The organism is Kribbella monticola, assembly GCF_003261635.1.
GTDB classification, from domain to species: Bacteria; Actinomycetota; Actinomycetes; order Propionibacteriales; family Kribbellaceae; genus Kribbella; species Kribbella monticola.
This window is the reverse complement of the sequence record NZ_QFXK01000033.1, coordinates 161,387-175,756: the sequence shown is the minus strand read 5'-3', so window position 1 is coordinate 175,756 and position 14,370 is coordinate 161,387. Positions and strand designations below refer to the sequence as shown.

Sequence of the window (14,370 nt, the reverse complement as noted above, 5' to 3'; positions counted from 1 at the left end):
AGCAGAGGAAACTCAGGGGTTCCGGCCCCGACCGATCAGCTGTCGGTCTTGCGGGCGGCCGGCGATCCACCACCGGGCTTCTTCTGCGCGGCCTTCTTCTGGGCGGCCTGCCGTGCGGCGCGGGACTTCGCGGCCGGCTGGCGCTTGGCACCGGACGCGGGCTGCTTCGCCGCGGCCTTCTTGGCCGGCTGCTGGCCGTTGTTCGTCTGCTTGGTCTGGCCGTTGCTGGACGGGTCGGCCGCCGGGGTGTCCGTCGGCCTCTCCGTCGACGCGGCGGACGCGCCCGCACCACCGGTACGCCGGTCGCTGCGGGACTGACGCTTCGGTTGCTGGCGAACGACCGGACGGGTGTCGGTGATCGTGTCGGTCGACGCCTCGCCGGCATCCGCGGGGCGGCCGGCCTTCAGGTTGTGCTCGCGCTTGCGGGCCTGCATGGCGTCGAACGCCGGGGTGCCGGGCGCCGGGTTGCGGCGGATCACGTAGAACTGCTGGCCCATCGTCCACAGGTTCGAGACGAACCAGTAGATCAGCACACCGATCGGGAAGTTGAAGCCACCGATCAGGAAGAACACCGGGAAGACGTAGAGCATGATCTTCTGCATCTGCGCCGCCTGGCCCTCGAGGGCCTCCTTCGGCATGTTCTTGCGCATCAGCTGAAGCTGCGTGGTGAACATCGTCGCGGTCATCAGCAGGATCAGGACGATGGCGACGATCTTGACGTTCGTCTCACCCGGACCGCTGGCCTTCAGGAACGTCTGCGAGATCTCCGCACCGAAGATCTTCGCGTGCTGCAGCGAGTTGACGTGCGGCAGCATGATGCCGCTGTGGGCCTGACCCTTGGCCGCGTAGTCGAGCACGCGGAACAGCGCGAGGAAGATCGGCGACTGCAGCAGCAGCGGGAGGCACGAGGAGAACGGGTTGGTGCCCGTCTCCTTGTACAGCTTCATCATTTCCTGACCGAGCTTCTCCCGGTCGTGGCCGTACTTCTTCTGCAGCTCCTTCATCTTGGGCTGCAGCAACTGCATGTTCCGGCTGGACCGGATCTGCCGCACGAAGAGCGGGATCAGCAGCGTCCGGATGACGATGGTCAGGCCGGCGATCGACAGCGCCCAGGCCCAGCCGCTGTTCGGGTCGAAGACCTGTGACAGCAGCCAGTGCCATCCCACCAGCAGCGCCGACACCGCCCAGTACAACGGCGTCATGACGGCGTTGAAAATGCTTACGATCCCGTCCCACAAGGCGAGTTCGGGGATGGCCAGAAGAGTCACTCAAGCACCTCGCTGCGCTGGCCCGGTGTCCACAGACGGTCCGGGCTGATTGGCGGAGACCGGGTCTCCGCGGTCGACATCTTTAGGTGGAACGGGGTCGTAGCCGCCGGGGTTCCACGGGTGGCAGCGGGCGAGTCTCCTCGCCGCCAGCCAGCTACCGCGCACCGCACCGTGGCGCTCGACCGCTTCCAGGGCGTAAGCAGAACAACTGGGGTAGAACCGGCACACCTGCCCGTACATCGGGCTGACGACCTTCCGGTACACCTTCAGAAAGCCGATCAACCCGTACGCAACGGGCGAGTGCTTCATCGCGCGCCCAGCACACGTTGCAGGGCGCCGTCGACATCAGCCACGAGTTCGTCGTACGACGAAGTGGCCGTCGCCGGGAGGGCCCGTACTACGGTCAGACTGCCGGCCGGCAAATCGGTCAAGCGGGCCGCCATCACAGCGCGCAGGCGGCGCTGGACCCGGTTCCGCAGAACCGCGTTTCCCACCGCCTTGTTCACCACGAATCCGACGCGAGCAGGCTCGGCATCGGCCGGTCGTGGACCGGAGGGGCAGAACAGATGGACCACCACCGCGCGCCGACCAGCGCGCCGACCGGATCGGACGGCGCGACGGAAGTCGTCGGACCGGCGGAGCCGGTGCGACGAAGGCAACACGGGGTGGTCACCGTCACCAGCGGGTGTCGGCCGGACGGCTCACGCCGCCAGGCGCTGACGACCCTTGCTGCGACGGGAGGCGAGGATCGCGCGACCCGCACGGGTACGCATCCGAAGACGGAAGCCGTGCTTCTTGTGCCGGCGACGGTTGTTCGGCTGGAACGTCCGCTTGCTCACTGGAATGACTCCGGTTACTCGAGATCAAGATGAAAGACAGATCCACTGGTAGACCTGTCCGAGGTCCTGCTCACCCGCTCGAGAAACCAAGGCTTCCCACGGAGCGCAGCACGAAACGGCCGGTTCAACACCGACCGATCCACGGTACGTGGCCGCCTGTGGACAGGTCAAACCAGCCGTCCCCATAGTTTTCCACAGGCCTGTGGAAGAATCACGTCGTCCACTCCCTGGCGGCGGTCCGTCACACAGCGACGGAAACCGCTACCCACGGCGACAGGCGAACCATGATCACCCTCCGGCGTCTACCCGACACGCCGGAGGTTGCCCCCAATTTGCCATCCATAGCCTGTGGATGACGGCTTGAAGGGCCATGGCCGGACTTGTTAGCGTCGGCCCCTCACAGCAGAGGTCCCCTCGCCAGAGGTCGGTAACCAAGTAGCTCCGCGCTTCGTTCACAACTGTGGACAAGGGTGTGGACAATGAGGAAACCGGCCGAGGAGAACAGCAACTGCACGAGGTGGCCCCCGGGCCGCACGGGCAGGGGGTCGGGTCGAAAGGTCGCGCAGTGGTCGGGCGCTGCCACCGCAGCGAAGGATTCGGGGAGCAACGCGTGGTCGAGGACCAATCCGCCAATGCGGAAAGCAAGGCGGAAGTGATGGATCTGACCGAGGCCTGGACCCGCGTACTGGCCGGCCTGCCACCGAACCAGCGAGCCTGGCTGACGAATTCCCGGCCGGTCACGCTGCACGAGAGCACCGCGATCGTCGCCGTACCGGACGATTTCACCCGTGGTCAGCTGGAGACCCGGCTGCGTCCCGACCTGGAGCGCATCCTCACCGAGAGCTTCGGCCGCGACATCCGGATCGCCGTCACGGTCGACCCGTCGCTGGATCCCGAGCTCCGCGAGCCCGCTCCGGCGCAACCCGTCGTCCAGGCGCCGGTCGTTCAGTCGGCGCCGATCCAGTCGGGGGCGTTGACGCCGGGGCAGTCGCTGCAGCAGCCGGCCGTGTTCCAGCCCGGCCAGTCCATGCAGCCGATGCAGCCGATGCAGCCGACCCAGTCGATGCAGCCGGCCCAGCAGCACGGGATTCAGCACGCGCCGGTGGACCGGATCGGCCAGCCGACCTCGGTCGCGCCGCCGCCGAACGGTTCGCCGATCCAGTCGGCGTCCGAGGCGCAGGGCGAGGCGCGGCTCAACCCGAAGTACACGTTCGAGACCTTCGTCATCGGCAGTTCGAACCGGTTCGCGCACGCCGCGGCCGTCGCCGTCGCCGAGGCGCCGGGCAAGGCGTACAACCCGCAGTTGATCTACGGCGACTCCGGACTGGGTAAAACCCACCTGCTGCACGCGATCGGGCACTACGTCCGCAGCCTCTACACGGGCGCGCGGGTCCGGTACGTCTCCAGCGAAGAGTTCACCAACGACTTCATCAACGCGATCCGCGACGACAAGGCCGCCCAGTTCCAGCGCCGGTACCGCGATGTCGACGTACTGCTGATCGACGACATCCAGTTCCTCGAAGGCAAGATCCAGACCCAGGAAGAGTTCTTCCACACCTTCAACACGCTGCACAACGCGAACAAGCAGATCGTGATCAGCTCCGACCGGGCGCCGAAACGCCTGGAGGCGCTGGAGGACCGGCTGCGGAACCGGTTCGAGTGGGGCCTGATCACCGACATCCAGCCGCCCGACCTCGAGACCCGGATCGCGATCCTCCGCAAGAAGGCCGCGACGGAACGGCTGACCGCGCCGCCCGAGGTACTGGAGTTCATCGCGAGCAAGGTGCAGACGAACATCCGGGAACTCGAGGGTGCGCTGATCCGGGTCACGGCGTTCGCCAGCCTGAACCGCCAGCCGGTCGACCTGTCGCTCGCCGAGATCGTGCTCAAGGATCTGATCCCCGAAGGCAGCAAGCCCGAGGTGACGGCCAGCATGATCATGGGCCAGACCGCCTCGTACTTCGGTTTGTCGATCGACGACCTCTGCGGATCCAGCCGCAGCCGGGTGCTGGTGACGGCCCGCCAGATCGCGATGTACCTGTGCCGTGAACTCACCGATCTGTCCCTGCCGAAGATCGGTCAGCAGTTCGGCGGCCGCGACCACACCACCGTGATGCACGCCGAGCGGAAGATCCGGCAGCTGATGTCCGAGCGCCGCAGTGTGTTCAACCAGGTGACCGAACTGACCAACCGAATCAAGCACCAGGCCAAACAGCAATGACTTACCAGGCCGACGTCGAGGCCCGGCCCGGGAATGAAGACGGGGCCGGGAGCGTGTACGCCGAGCGCTACGACGCGGTCACAGCAACCACACAGGCTGGGGACAGTCCTGTGGATAACTGTGGGTATCTCGGTGGACACTCTCGTCTCGCCTGTGGATTCGCTGTGTGGAACAAATCCGTCGTCACCAGCCGTCCCGAGAACCGCCCGAGTTCGTCCACACCTCGTCCCCAGCCACTATCGGCCTCTGACCTGCGAACTCGCGGCTTTTCCACACTATCCACCGGTGCGAAGAACCCTATGGAATCTGTAAGGGGGTCCCAGTCCACAAAAGGGTGCTGCGGCCGAACCTGGGGAAAACTCGACTTTCGGCTCCTTCCGGAGCACTGTCGGAACGACCTGTCAGAGTGGTCCCGCGGGCCCCGGTGGCGGGGACCCGCGACCCGCCCGAACCGCCACGTCAAGCCCTGTTGGCGCACATCACACCCGTCCGTGGCAGGATCTGCCTGGCACACAGCCGAATCAGGAGGCACCCAGCGGTGAAGTTTCGCGTCGAGCGCGACGTACTGGCCGAGTCGGTGGCCTGGGCCGCGCGCAGTTTGCCCAGTCGTCCCAGCATTCCGATCCTCGCCGGACTCCTCGTCGAGGCCGAGGAAGGGCAGATCACCCTGTCCGGATTCGACTACGAGACCTCCGTGCGGGTGACCGTTCCGGCCCAGGTCGCAGACACGGGCAAGTGCCTGATCTCCGGCCGGCTGGTCGCGGACATCTCCAAGAGCCTGCCGAATCAGCCCGTGGACATCGCCGTGGACGGAGCGAAGGCCCAGGTCACCTGCGGCACTTCGCGGTTCACGCTCCAAACGCTTCCCACAGAGGAATATCCGGCTCTGCCGGACCTTCCAGCCGCCAGCGGCACCGTTCGCAGTGACGTTTTCGCTCAGGCAGTCGCCCAGGTGGTCACTGCGGCCGGCCGTGAAGACACCCTGCCCGTGCTCACCGGCGTACGGGTCGAGATCGAGGGCTCCACGATCTCGCTGCTCGCGACGGACCGCTACCGGTTGGCGATCCGCGAGCTCGAATGGAGCCCGCAATCCCCAGATGCCTCTGCAGCAGCCCTTATCCCGGCCAGAGTGCTGTCCGAAACCGCGAAAGCGATGACCGGGACCGACATCATCGTCTCCCTGGCCGCTCCTGGAACCGGTGACGGCATCGTCGGCTTCGAAGGCCAGGTCTCCGGTGGCAACCGCCGCGCGACCACCCGGTTGCTCGACGGCGAGTTCCCGAAGGTTCGCGGCATCATCCCGACCGACGCGGCGATCGCGACCCGGGTCCGGATCGACACCGCGACCCTGGTCGAGGCGGTCAAGCGGGTCGCCCTGGTCGCCGAGCGGAACGCGCCGGTCCGGCTGACGTTCTCCGAGGACACCGTCACGCTCGACGCCGGCAGCGGCGACGAGGCGCAGGCGTCGGAATCGATCGAGGCGCGCGTAGTTGGCGAGCCGGTTACCGTGGGTTTCAACCCGACGTACCTGCTGGACGGTCTGAACGCGATCGGCACCTCGGTCGCGCACCTGGCCTTCACGCAGGCGACGAAGCCGGCCGAACTGACCGGCGTGAAGGACTTCGACGGCGAACCGATCAGTGAGTTCCGGTACGTGCTGATGCCGGTCCGCCTGAACAGCTGACACACCGCGACGCCAACAGAACAAGGGGATTCACGATGGAGCTCGGCCTTGTCGGTCTCGGCCGGATGGGCGGCAACATGCGCGAGCGGATTCGCGGCGCAGGCCTGACCGTTGTCGGTTTCGACCACAATCAGGACATCTCCGATGCCACCGACCTTGCCGACATGGTCGGCAAGCTGACGGCGACGGACCAGCCGAAGATCGTCTGGGTGATGGTGCCGGTGCAGGCCATCGACCCGGTGCTGACCGAGCTGGCGGAGCTGCTGTCCGAGGGCGACATCGTGATCGACGGCGGCAACAGCCGCTGGACCGATGACATCCGCCGGTCCGAACTGCTGTCGCACAAGGGCATCAAGTTCGTCGACTGCGGTGTGTCCGGCGGCGTCTGGGGTCTGGAGAACGGCTACGCGCTGATGTGCGGTGGCGACGACGACATCATCGCCACCCTGATGCCGATCTTCACCGCGCTCAAGCCCGAGGGCGAGTTCGGTTTCGTGCACGCCGGTAAGGTCGGCGCCGGCCACTTCGCGAAGATGGTCCACAACGGCATCGAGTACGCGATCATGCAGGCGTACGCCGAAGGTTTCGAGCTGCTCGAAGCCGCCGAGATCGTGCAGAACGTGCCCGAGACATTCGATTCCTGGCGCGAAGGCACCGTGATCCGGTCCTGGCTGCTCGACCTGATGGTTAACGCGCTGAAGGAAGACACCCACCTGGACAAGATCCGCGGGTACGCCGACGACTCGGGTGAGGGTCGCTGGACCGTGGAGGCCGCGATCGACCACGCCGTACCGGTGCCGGCCATCGCCGCGTCGTTGTTCGCCCGGTTCGCGTCGCGGCAGGACGACTCCCCCGCGATGAAGGCGATCGCGGCGATGCGCAACCAGTTCGGTGGCCACGCGGTCAAGGGTGCCGAGGACCCGTCGTACGCGACTCCGCCGATCAAGCACTGAGCCTCAGAATCCGTCCTACAGAGGAATTCCGGTGTTTGTCACCGCTCTTGGCCTGCTCGACTTCCGGTCCTATCCGCAGGTGGAGGTTCAGCTCACCCCGGGCGTGACGGCTTTCGTCGGGCCGAACGGTCAGGGGAAGACCAACCTGGTCGAGGCGATCCACTACACCGCGACGCTCGGTTCGCACCGGGTGGCGAACGACGCGCCACTCGTGCGAGCCGGTGCCGCCCGGGCGATCGTGCGGACCGAGATCCACAGCGATCACGACCGCGACCTGGTCGTCGAGCTGGAAATCAATCCTGGGAGGGCAAATCGGGCCCGGGTGAACCGCTCGCCGGTACCACGGCCGCGCGAGGTGCTCGGATTGCTCCGGACCGTGCTGTTCGCGCCCGAGGATCTCGCCCTGGTGAAGGGTGACCCGTCCGAGCGCCGCCGCTTCCTGGACGAGTTGCTCACGCTTCGGACACCCCGGATGGCCGGCGTCCGGCAGGATTACGACCGCGTTCTCAAGCAACGCAACTCGCTGCTGCGCAGTGCCCAGCAGGCCCGCAGGCAGAACCGGTCGAGTGCCGCCGAGGCACAGTTGCGGACCCTCGAAGTGTGGGACTCGAACCTCGCCCGCGCCGGCTCGGAGTTGCTCGCGACCAGGCTGGAGTTGCTGGAATCCCTTCGTCCATTGGTGTCCAGCGCCTACGATGCCGTTGCCCGAGGCAAGGGAGACGCCCGGCTGGAGTACAAGTCGTCGGTCCCGCTCGAGCCCGGAGTGACGAGTCGCGAGCAGCTGGCCGCAGTACTGCTCGAGGAGGTGCACCAGCGTCGCCAGGACGAGCTCGATCGTGGCGTTTCGCTGGTTGGGCCGCACCGCGACGATGTCCTGTTCGGGCTCGGCGACTTGCCTGCGAAGGGGTACGCGAGTCACGGTGAGTCCTGGTCGTTCGCGCTCGCGCTGCGACTGGCGTCGTACGAACTGCTCAAGGCGGACGGGGGTGAGCCGGTGCTGATCCTGGACGACGTGTTCGCCGAGCTCGACACCTCGCGCCGCGATCGCCTCGCCGAACTGGTCGCGCCCGCCGAGCAGGTGCTGGTGACCGCTGCCGTCGGGGCCGATGTGCCGCTCGAGCTGAGTGGCGCCCGCTTCGACGTGGGCGACGGGACCGTACTCCGTGCCTGACGGCGGCGACCTCCGTCCTGATGCGGACCCGCGTGGCGGGTTCGGGATGCAGCCGCTGCCCGAGCGACCCGAGCCCCAAGCCCGTACCGAACCCGCCAGAAGTGGCTCAGAACCCCGGAATTCCTCTGAGAGCGGCTTCGAGAGCGAGGTCGGACAGGACGCCGAGACGGCAAAACCGGAGCACGACAAGCAGGGCCTCGACCTGGCGAAGGCACTGGCCGGCCGGCTCAAAGGGATGAGCCCGGTCAAGCCGGTGAAGAAGGTACGCCGGCGTCGGCCCGGCTACGGCTCGCAGGTCAGTGGTTCACGCCCGGACGACCGCGATCCGCAGCTGCTGACGAACACGCTCGGCCGGCTGATGCGCGACCAGGGCTGGGAGGTCGACGTCGCCGTCCACGGGGTGATGGCCCGCTGGCCGTCGATCGTCGGCCCCGAGATGGCCTCGCACTGCAAGCCGGAGAGCTACACCGACACCGAGGTTACCGTCCGTACCGACTCGACCGCCTGGGCGACCCAGGTCCGGCTGCTCGCCCCCGACCTGGTCCGCCGGCTGAACGCCGAACTCGGCGACGGCACGGTCACCAGGGTCAAGGTCGAAGGCCCCAACACACCCAGCTGGCGTAAGGGTCCGCGCACGGTGCGTGGCGGCCGCGGCCCCCGTGACACCTACGGCTGAGCCGGGTACCCGCTCCGCTTGTGGCGAGGACCCACGGCTCCCCTAGGATCGGGCGCGATGCGCACGATCGTGGACGGCCTTCGCGAAATGGTCCAGCTGATCACCGATGCCTTCCGGCTCTGGTGGCGCAACCTGCTGCCCTTGGTGACCTGGTTCCTGGCCGGCTACATCGGCTTCATGGCCTCCACCGACGCGGCGGTCTGGCTGGCCGAACACCAGCACTCGAGTCTCGGCGTCGGCGTCTTCTCGGCCGGCGTACTGGTCCAGATCGCTGCCACCGTGGGCATGATCCGGACCTGCGCGACCTCGCTCTACCGCTGGCGCGATGCGGCCAGCAACAAGGCCGAAGAGACCTCTGACCCGACGCAGCAGAACCTGATGGAACTGCTGGCCCTCACCCTGCTTCCGCTGGTCGCGGTCTGGTCGGCCTGGGGGTTCCTGGACGAGCGGATCGGCACACTCGGCACGTACAACCAGATCATCCGCGGTACCCAGCCCGGCTCGCAGTTCTTCCAGCTCGGCAGCGGGCACTGGAAGAGCTACCTGCCGGCCATCGTGACCTTGCTGGTGATCCGCCGGGTCGTCGAGGCGGTCGACGACCGCTGGCCCAGCCGGCCGGTCAAGTTCGCCCAGGTCTGGGCCGAAGCCTTCTTCCTGCTGCTGACGGTCGTCGTCACGCCGTTCGCCGTCGAGGATTTCAAGGACTGGTTCGGCGACCGCAACTTCTGGTACTTCTCGGTGGACTGGTGGACTGGGATGAAGGACTGGTTCGCCGGCATCCACATCCCGATTCCGGCCGGCATCGAGTTCCTCTGGGGCATTTTCTGGGACACCCTCTGGCCGCTGTTCAAGGAGGGCGTCGGCGAACCGCTGACCTGGCTGGCGATCACCACCGTGGTCTTCGGTCACCGGGTGCTGTCCGGCGGTGGTGTCTTCCGCGGTACCCGGCTGGAGCGCCGGCTCGGCGGTCACGCCGCGGAGGTCAAGCCGCAGGGCCGCCTGGTCGCGTGGACCAATCAGGCACCGAACCTGGTGCTGGGCGGGCTCCGGGAGAAGTTCTACCCGACGCTGAACGCCTTCCGCCTGCTCGTCCGCGTCGGCCCGGTCTTCCTCGGCGTCGTGTGTTTCGTCTACACGCTCTGGAAGCTCGCCCGCGACTGGGTGCTGCTCGGGATGGAACGCCTGGTCGGCGTCCACGGCTTGCACTGGGGCATGATGACGACCGACATCACCACCGGGATCCGGGACCTGGTCTTCGACACCTTGCAGATCGCGTTGCTGGCGGCCGCCTTCGACCTGTGCATCTCGGTCGGGGCGGAGCGCCGTGCGGAGGCGGCCGCCAAGAAGGCCGAGCAGGCGCAGCACGAACCTCAGCCGGTCCAGGCCTGAGCGCTCACCAGGTCAGCCGCAGCGCTCACCAGGTCAGCAGGACCCGCCGCAGTACCTCGTAGTCGGCGTCCTCCACCTGGATACCGACCAGATGCGGCACGGCGGACGCCGGTACGACGTACACCTGGGCGATCTGGCCGGTCTGGTTCCGCTTGATCGGCCGGTCGTCGTCACCGCAGTAGGTGGGCAGGTCCAGGCCGAAGACGCTGGTGTGCTCCCAGACATTGCCGCGGTCGTCCCGCAGTTTCGCCTCGCAGCTGAAGCCGTCGTTCATCTTGAGGCCGTTGAGCGGTGTCACGGACGCCTTCACCAAGATGATCACCGAACCGGCCGGGTGATCCATGGTGATCTCTTTCTTGTCCTCGTCGACGAGCCTCGTGTAGGCCTGCATCGAGTCGAGCTGCCAGCGAACCTTGGCGACCTCGACCGGCCCGTGGCCGACGACTTCGGTGACCGCGCCCTCCCTGAAGACCCGCTCGGCGTCGCCGAGGTAGTTGCTCACCGTCAGGTAGGCGGCGATGCCCAGAAGCGTGAGCAGCAAGGAGATCTGGCCGGTCCAGCGGTAGGCGCGGGTCGAGAGCTTCATGAGTCCACCCTGGTCGAGCGCTCGGGCATGACGTACTGATCGGCCGCCTTGTCCACCAACTGCTTGGCGACCTCGTCGCTGGGGACGGCCAGGTCGACGGCGATGTCGCGTGCCGGTACGCCGGTGAAGAACTGCGAAGTGCGCAGTTTGAAGGTCAGTCCCTTGAGGTCGTTGGTATTGACCTCGAAGACGAAGGCACCGGACTCGGTGAAACCGGGCTGCGGGAAGGTGATGCCACTCGATGCGTTCTCGGCGACCGACTCGTAGATGTTGCCGTCGTCCGCGGTCAACGTGACGTCGTTGCTGCCGGGGTCCTTCGTACCGCGGTACGCCTCGTATTCGACGGCGACGAAGATCCCGTCGGTCTCGATCGGTTTGTCGTCGTTCTCGTCGGCGAGGAAGGTCTTGGCGAACCGCATCCTGGTCACGGTGACGGCCGAGTCGCCGTACTGGATCTTCTGGCCGATGGTGCCGTGGGCGGTCACCCGGGTGGAGTCCTCGTAGACCTGGTCGGTGTCCACCAGCCGGGTCAGTCCGCCGAGCAGCACGAACAGGACGCCGACGAGGACGGTGGCGGGACGGTAGAGCTTCACTTGTCCTTCTTCTCCGTCTTGATCGTCGTCTCGAGCTGGACGACGGCGGTCGCCTCCTCGTTGTGCCAGTAGGGCTTGTCGGACAACCCCAGCAGGGCGTTGTCGGATTCCCACTTCTCGCCGAGCACGCCGATCTCGACGACGGACTCCTTGAAATCGTTCGGCACCTTGAACTCCGCCGTACAGGGAACGGCAGGCAGGCCGTAGACGAGTTTGTAGTTCAGCTGATCACGGCAGGTGGCGCCGTTGCTGTCGATGAGATCCGCGCCGTGGCCGGGCACCAGTTGCAGCAGGTCGCCGGACAGCGACTGGGTCTCGTGCTTCTCGGTGTCCACGTTCTTCAGGTCGAAGCTGACCACGAGGCGGGACTTGGCCGGATCGTACGTCGTCTTCGGAGTACGGATGATCTCCGCCGAGGTGAAGCCGAACTCGTACCGGCCGGCAGTCAGCGTGACCGGTGCCTTGAGGGTGTCGACCTTGCGGCCTTTCTTCTCTTTCCAGCCGCCGGTCACGAAGATGACCAGCGCCAGGACGAGGACCGCGGCGATCGCGATCAGCCATTTGCGGCGGTGACGGTGGATCACCCGATCGGCGATCATGGCGTCGATGACGTCGTCCAGACTTTCCACGGCCATGATCCTAAGCGCCGGTGGGTGCGGGGTGCCGGGTCTCGGCACCGAGACCGTCAGGGGCGATCCGATCAGAAGCCACTGAATGCCGTGAGCGCTTTCGAAGCCCCCACCCTGCGTGGGGGGACATGGCCGGGAGTCCGAAAACACGCCCTGACCCGAGTTTCGTCCGCCTGGTGGCAGGTTCTGCTTCGGTCGACGGGTAGGATGGGCCTGTTGAAGTAGCCGCCGGTGCTGATCCCACAGTACGGCGGCTCGTACTGTGATTCGATGCCCCGCGCAGGTGGGGTCCGAGGAGGACAACAGCCGGTGATCGACGAGCCGACCGAGATCGACGAAACAACGTCCGCAGACAGCACCGGCATCGAAGAAGCTCCGCTCACCGAGATCACCAGATCGGCCGTCGACCGCGAGTACGACGCCAGCGCGATCCAGGTCCTCGAGGGTCTCGACGCGGTCCGCAAGCGCCCCGGTATGTACATCGGGTCCACCGGTGAGCGCGGTCTGCACCACCTTGTCTACGAGGTCGTCGACAACGCGGTGGACGAGGCGCTGGCCGGATTCTGCGACAAGATCGTCGTCACTCTGCTGGCCGACGGTGGTGTCCGGGTCGTCGACAACGGCCGTGGCATCCCGGTCGGCATCGTCGAGTCCGAGGGCAAGCCGGCCGTCACCGTAGTACTGACTGTTCTGCACGCCGGCGGCAAGTTCGGTGGCGGCGGCTACAAGGTGTCCGGTGGACTGCACGGCGTCGGCGTCTCCGTCGTGAACGCGCTGTCCAGCCGCCTGCAGGTCGACGTCAGCACCGGCGGCAAGGCGTACACCCAGTCGTTCACGATCGGCGTCCCGGACGCCGACCTGGCCGAGGTCGGTACGTCGGACAGCACCGGCACCACGATCACCTTCTGGCCGAGCCCGGACGTCTTCGAGACGACCGTCTACTCGTACGAGACGCTGTCCACCCGCTTCCGCGAGTACGCCTTCCTGAACAAGGGCCTCGAGCTGGTCATCCGCGACGAGCGCCCCGACCACACCGAGGACGGCAACCCGGTCGAGCAGTCGTTCAAGTACGACGACGGCCTGATCGACTACGTGAAGTACCTGACCGGCATCCGCGAGACCGTGCACCGCGACGTGATCGCCTTCGAGGCGGCCACTGGTGAGGACTCGCTCAGCCTCGAGGTCGCGATGCAGTGGAGCGGCTCGTTCCAGGAGTCCGTGCACACCTTCGCGAACGCGATCAACACCCACGAGGGCGGGACGCACGAAGAGGGCTTCCGGTCCGCGCTCACCTCGCTGGTCAACTCGTTCGGCGAGGACCAGGGGATGATCAAGAAGAAAGAGGACAGGCTCACCGGTGACGACATCCGCGAGGGCCTGACCGCGATCATCTCGGTCAAGCTGGCCGAACCGCAGTTCGAGGGCCAGACGAAGACCAAGCTCGGCAACACCGAGGTCAAGGGTTTCGTCCAGCGGGTCGTCAACGACCGGCTCGGCGCCTGGTTCGAGCAGAACCCGGCCGAGGGCCGCGAGATCATCCGCAAGGCCACCGCGGCCGCGAGCGCCCGGATCGCCGCCCGCAAGGCGCGCGACCTGGCCCGCAACCGCAAGGGGCTGCTCGGCGGCGGCGGTCTGCCGGGCAAGCTGTCCGACTGCCAGTCGACGAACCCCGAGGAGTGCGAGGTCTACATCGTCGAGGGTGACTCGGCCGGTGGCTCCGCGAAGGGTGGCCGCGATCCGAAGTTCCAGGCCATCCTGCCGATCCGGGGCAAGATCCTGAACGTCGAGAAGGCCCGGATCGACAAGGTCCTGCAGAACAACGAGGTCCAGGCGATCATCTCCGCCCTGGGCACCGGTATCCACGAGGACTTCGACGAAGAGAAGCTCCGGTACCACAAGATCGTGATCATGGCCGACGCCGACGTCGACGGCCAGCACATCCGGACCCTGCTGCTCACGCTGCTGTTCCGCTTCATGCGGCCGCTGATCGAGCGCGGTCACGTGTACGCCGCCCAGCCGCCGCTGTACAAGATCCGCTGGAGCAACAGCGCGCACGAACTCGCCTACACCGAGCGCGAGAAGGACGGCCTGATGGCCGCCGGCGCCGAGGCGGGCAAGAAGCTGCCGAAGGAGAACGGCACCCAGCGCTACAAGGGTCTGGGTGAGATGAACGCGCAGGAGCTGTGGGAGACCACGATGGACCCGGCCAACCGGGTGCTGCTGCAGATCACCCTGGACGACGCCGCCCGCGCCGACGAGACCTTCGCGACCCTGATGGGCGACGACATCGAGGCTCGCCGGAACTTCATCCAGCGCAACGCCAAGGACGTTCGGTTCCTTGACATCTGAGTGCGGCGGCCC

At 66.7% G+C, this 14,370-nt stretch carries 14 protein-coding genes; 7 read left to right on the top strand and 7 right to left on the bottom strand.

All coding sequences use genetic code 11. The features are described from left to right. Window positions 1-35: 35 nt before the first annotated feature. Genes yidC through rpmH form a run of 4 tightly spaced genes read right to left on the bottom strand, consistent with a single transcriptional unit; the run spans window position 36 to window position 2,107 of the window. A complete protein-coding gene (gene yidC / locus DIZ26_RS23470) occupies window positions 36-1,268 on the bottom strand; it encodes a membrane protein insertase YidC (protein WP_112245025.1) in 1,233 nt (410 codons plus the stop codon). Next, window positions 1,269-1,577: a membrane protein insertion efficiency factor YidD gene (gene yidD / locus DIZ26_RS23465; protein ID WP_112245023.1), complete on the bottom strand. Its 309-nt coding sequence runs from the start codon at window positions 1,575-1,577 to the stop codon at window positions 1,269-1,271. Then, on the bottom strand, window positions 1,574-1,930 hold the full coding sequence (rnpA, locus tag DIZ26_RS23460) for a ribonuclease P protein component (RefSeq protein ID WP_112245021.1): 357 nt from the start codon (window positions 1,928-1,930) through the stop codon (window positions 1,574-1,576). The genes yidD and rnpA overlap by 4 nt, the downstream gene beginning before the upstream one ends. 39 nt (window positions 1,931-1,969) lie before the next feature. Continuing rightward, a complete protein-coding gene (rpmH, locus tag DIZ26_RS23455) occupies window positions 1,970-2,107 on the bottom strand; it encodes a 50S ribosomal protein L34 (RefSeq protein WP_077018336.1) in 138 nt (45 codons plus the stop codon). Window positions 2,108-2,762: 655 nt separating this feature from the next. Between rpmH and dnaA the strand changes: the two genes are divergently transcribed. The 6 genes from dnaA to DIZ26_RS23425 all read left to right on the top strand — a co-directional run bounded on the left by dnaA (window position 2,763) and on the right by DIZ26_RS23425 (window position 10,201). Continuing rightward, window positions 2,763-4,328, top strand: a complete 1,566-nt coding sequence (gene dnaA / locus DIZ26_RS23450) for a chromosomal replication initiator protein DnaA (protein WP_112245452.1) — start codon at window positions 2,763-2,765, stop codon at window positions 4,326-4,328. A gap of 538 nt (window positions 4,329-4,866) precedes the next feature. Beyond that, window positions 4,867-6,012 carry a DNA polymerase III subunit beta gene (gene dnaN, locus DIZ26_RS23445; RefSeq protein ID WP_112245020.1) on the top strand — a complete coding sequence of 382 codons (1,146 nt, stop codon included), beginning with the start codon at window positions 4,867-4,869 and terminating at the stop codon, window positions 6,010-6,012. A 35-nt stretch (window positions 6,013-6,047) separates the two neighbouring features. After that, window positions 6,048-6,965, top strand: coding sequence for a phosphogluconate dehydrogenase (NAD(+)-dependent, decarboxylating) (gene gnd, locus DIZ26_RS23440; RefSeq protein WP_112245018.1), 918 nt, complete (start codon window positions 6,048-6,050; stop codon window positions 6,963-6,965). Window positions 6,966-6,996: 31 nt separating this feature from the next. After that, the gene (gene recF / locus DIZ26_RS23435) at window positions 6,997-8,136 is read left to right on the top strand and encodes a DNA replication/repair protein RecF (protein ID WP_112245016.1); all 1,140 of its coding nucleotides are present in this window, start codon (window positions 6,997-6,999) and stop codon (window positions 8,134-8,136) included. Further along, the gene (locus DIZ26_RS23430; protein WP_232828541.1) at window positions 8,129-8,812 is read left to right on the top strand and encodes a DUF721 domain-containing protein; all 684 of its coding nucleotides are present in this window, start codon (window positions 8,129-8,131) and stop codon (window positions 8,810-8,812) included. Before recF ends, DIZ26_RS23430 begins: the two co-directional genes overlap by 8 nt. 57 nt (window positions 8,813-8,869) lie before the next feature. Next, complete coding sequence (locus tag DIZ26_RS23425; RefSeq protein WP_112245014.1) at window positions 8,870-10,201, top strand: hypothetical protein; 1,332 nt, start codon at window positions 8,870-8,872, stop codon at window positions 10,199-10,201. A gap of 25 nt (window positions 10,202-10,226) precedes the next feature. Here DIZ26_RS23425 and DIZ26_RS23420 read toward each other — a convergent pair whose 3' ends face one another. From DIZ26_RS23420 to DIZ26_RS23410, 3 genes are read right to left on the bottom strand one after another with little or no spacing between them, the layout of a single operon-like run. Further along, window positions 10,227-10,787, bottom strand: coding sequence for a hypothetical protein (locus tag DIZ26_RS23420; RefSeq protein ID WP_112245012.1), 561 nt, complete (start codon window positions 10,785-10,787; stop codon window positions 10,227-10,229). Then, entirely contained in the window at window positions 10,784-11,380 is a 597-nt protein-coding gene (locus tag DIZ26_RS23415) for a hypothetical protein (RefSeq protein WP_112245010.1), read from the bottom strand. Before DIZ26_RS23415 ends, DIZ26_RS23420 begins: the two co-directional genes overlap by 4 nt. Next, window positions 11,377-12,009, bottom strand: coding sequence for a hypothetical protein (locus DIZ26_RS23410; RefSeq protein WP_112245450.1), 633 nt, complete (start codon window positions 12,007-12,009; stop codon window positions 11,377-11,379). The genes DIZ26_RS23415 and DIZ26_RS23410 overlap by 4 nt, the downstream gene beginning before the upstream one ends. Before the next feature lie 309 nt (window positions 12,010-12,318). Here DIZ26_RS23410 and gyrB point away from each other — a divergent pair, with 309 nt between their 5' ends. Further along, window positions 12,319-14,358 (top strand): DNA topoisomerase (ATP-hydrolyzing) subunit B, encoded by a 2,040-nt coding sequence (gyrB, locus tag DIZ26_RS23405; protein ID WP_112245008.1) that lies wholly within the window; start codon window positions 12,319-12,321, stop codon window positions 14,356-14,358. The last annotated feature ends 12 nt before the right edge of the window (window positions 14,359-14,370 follow it).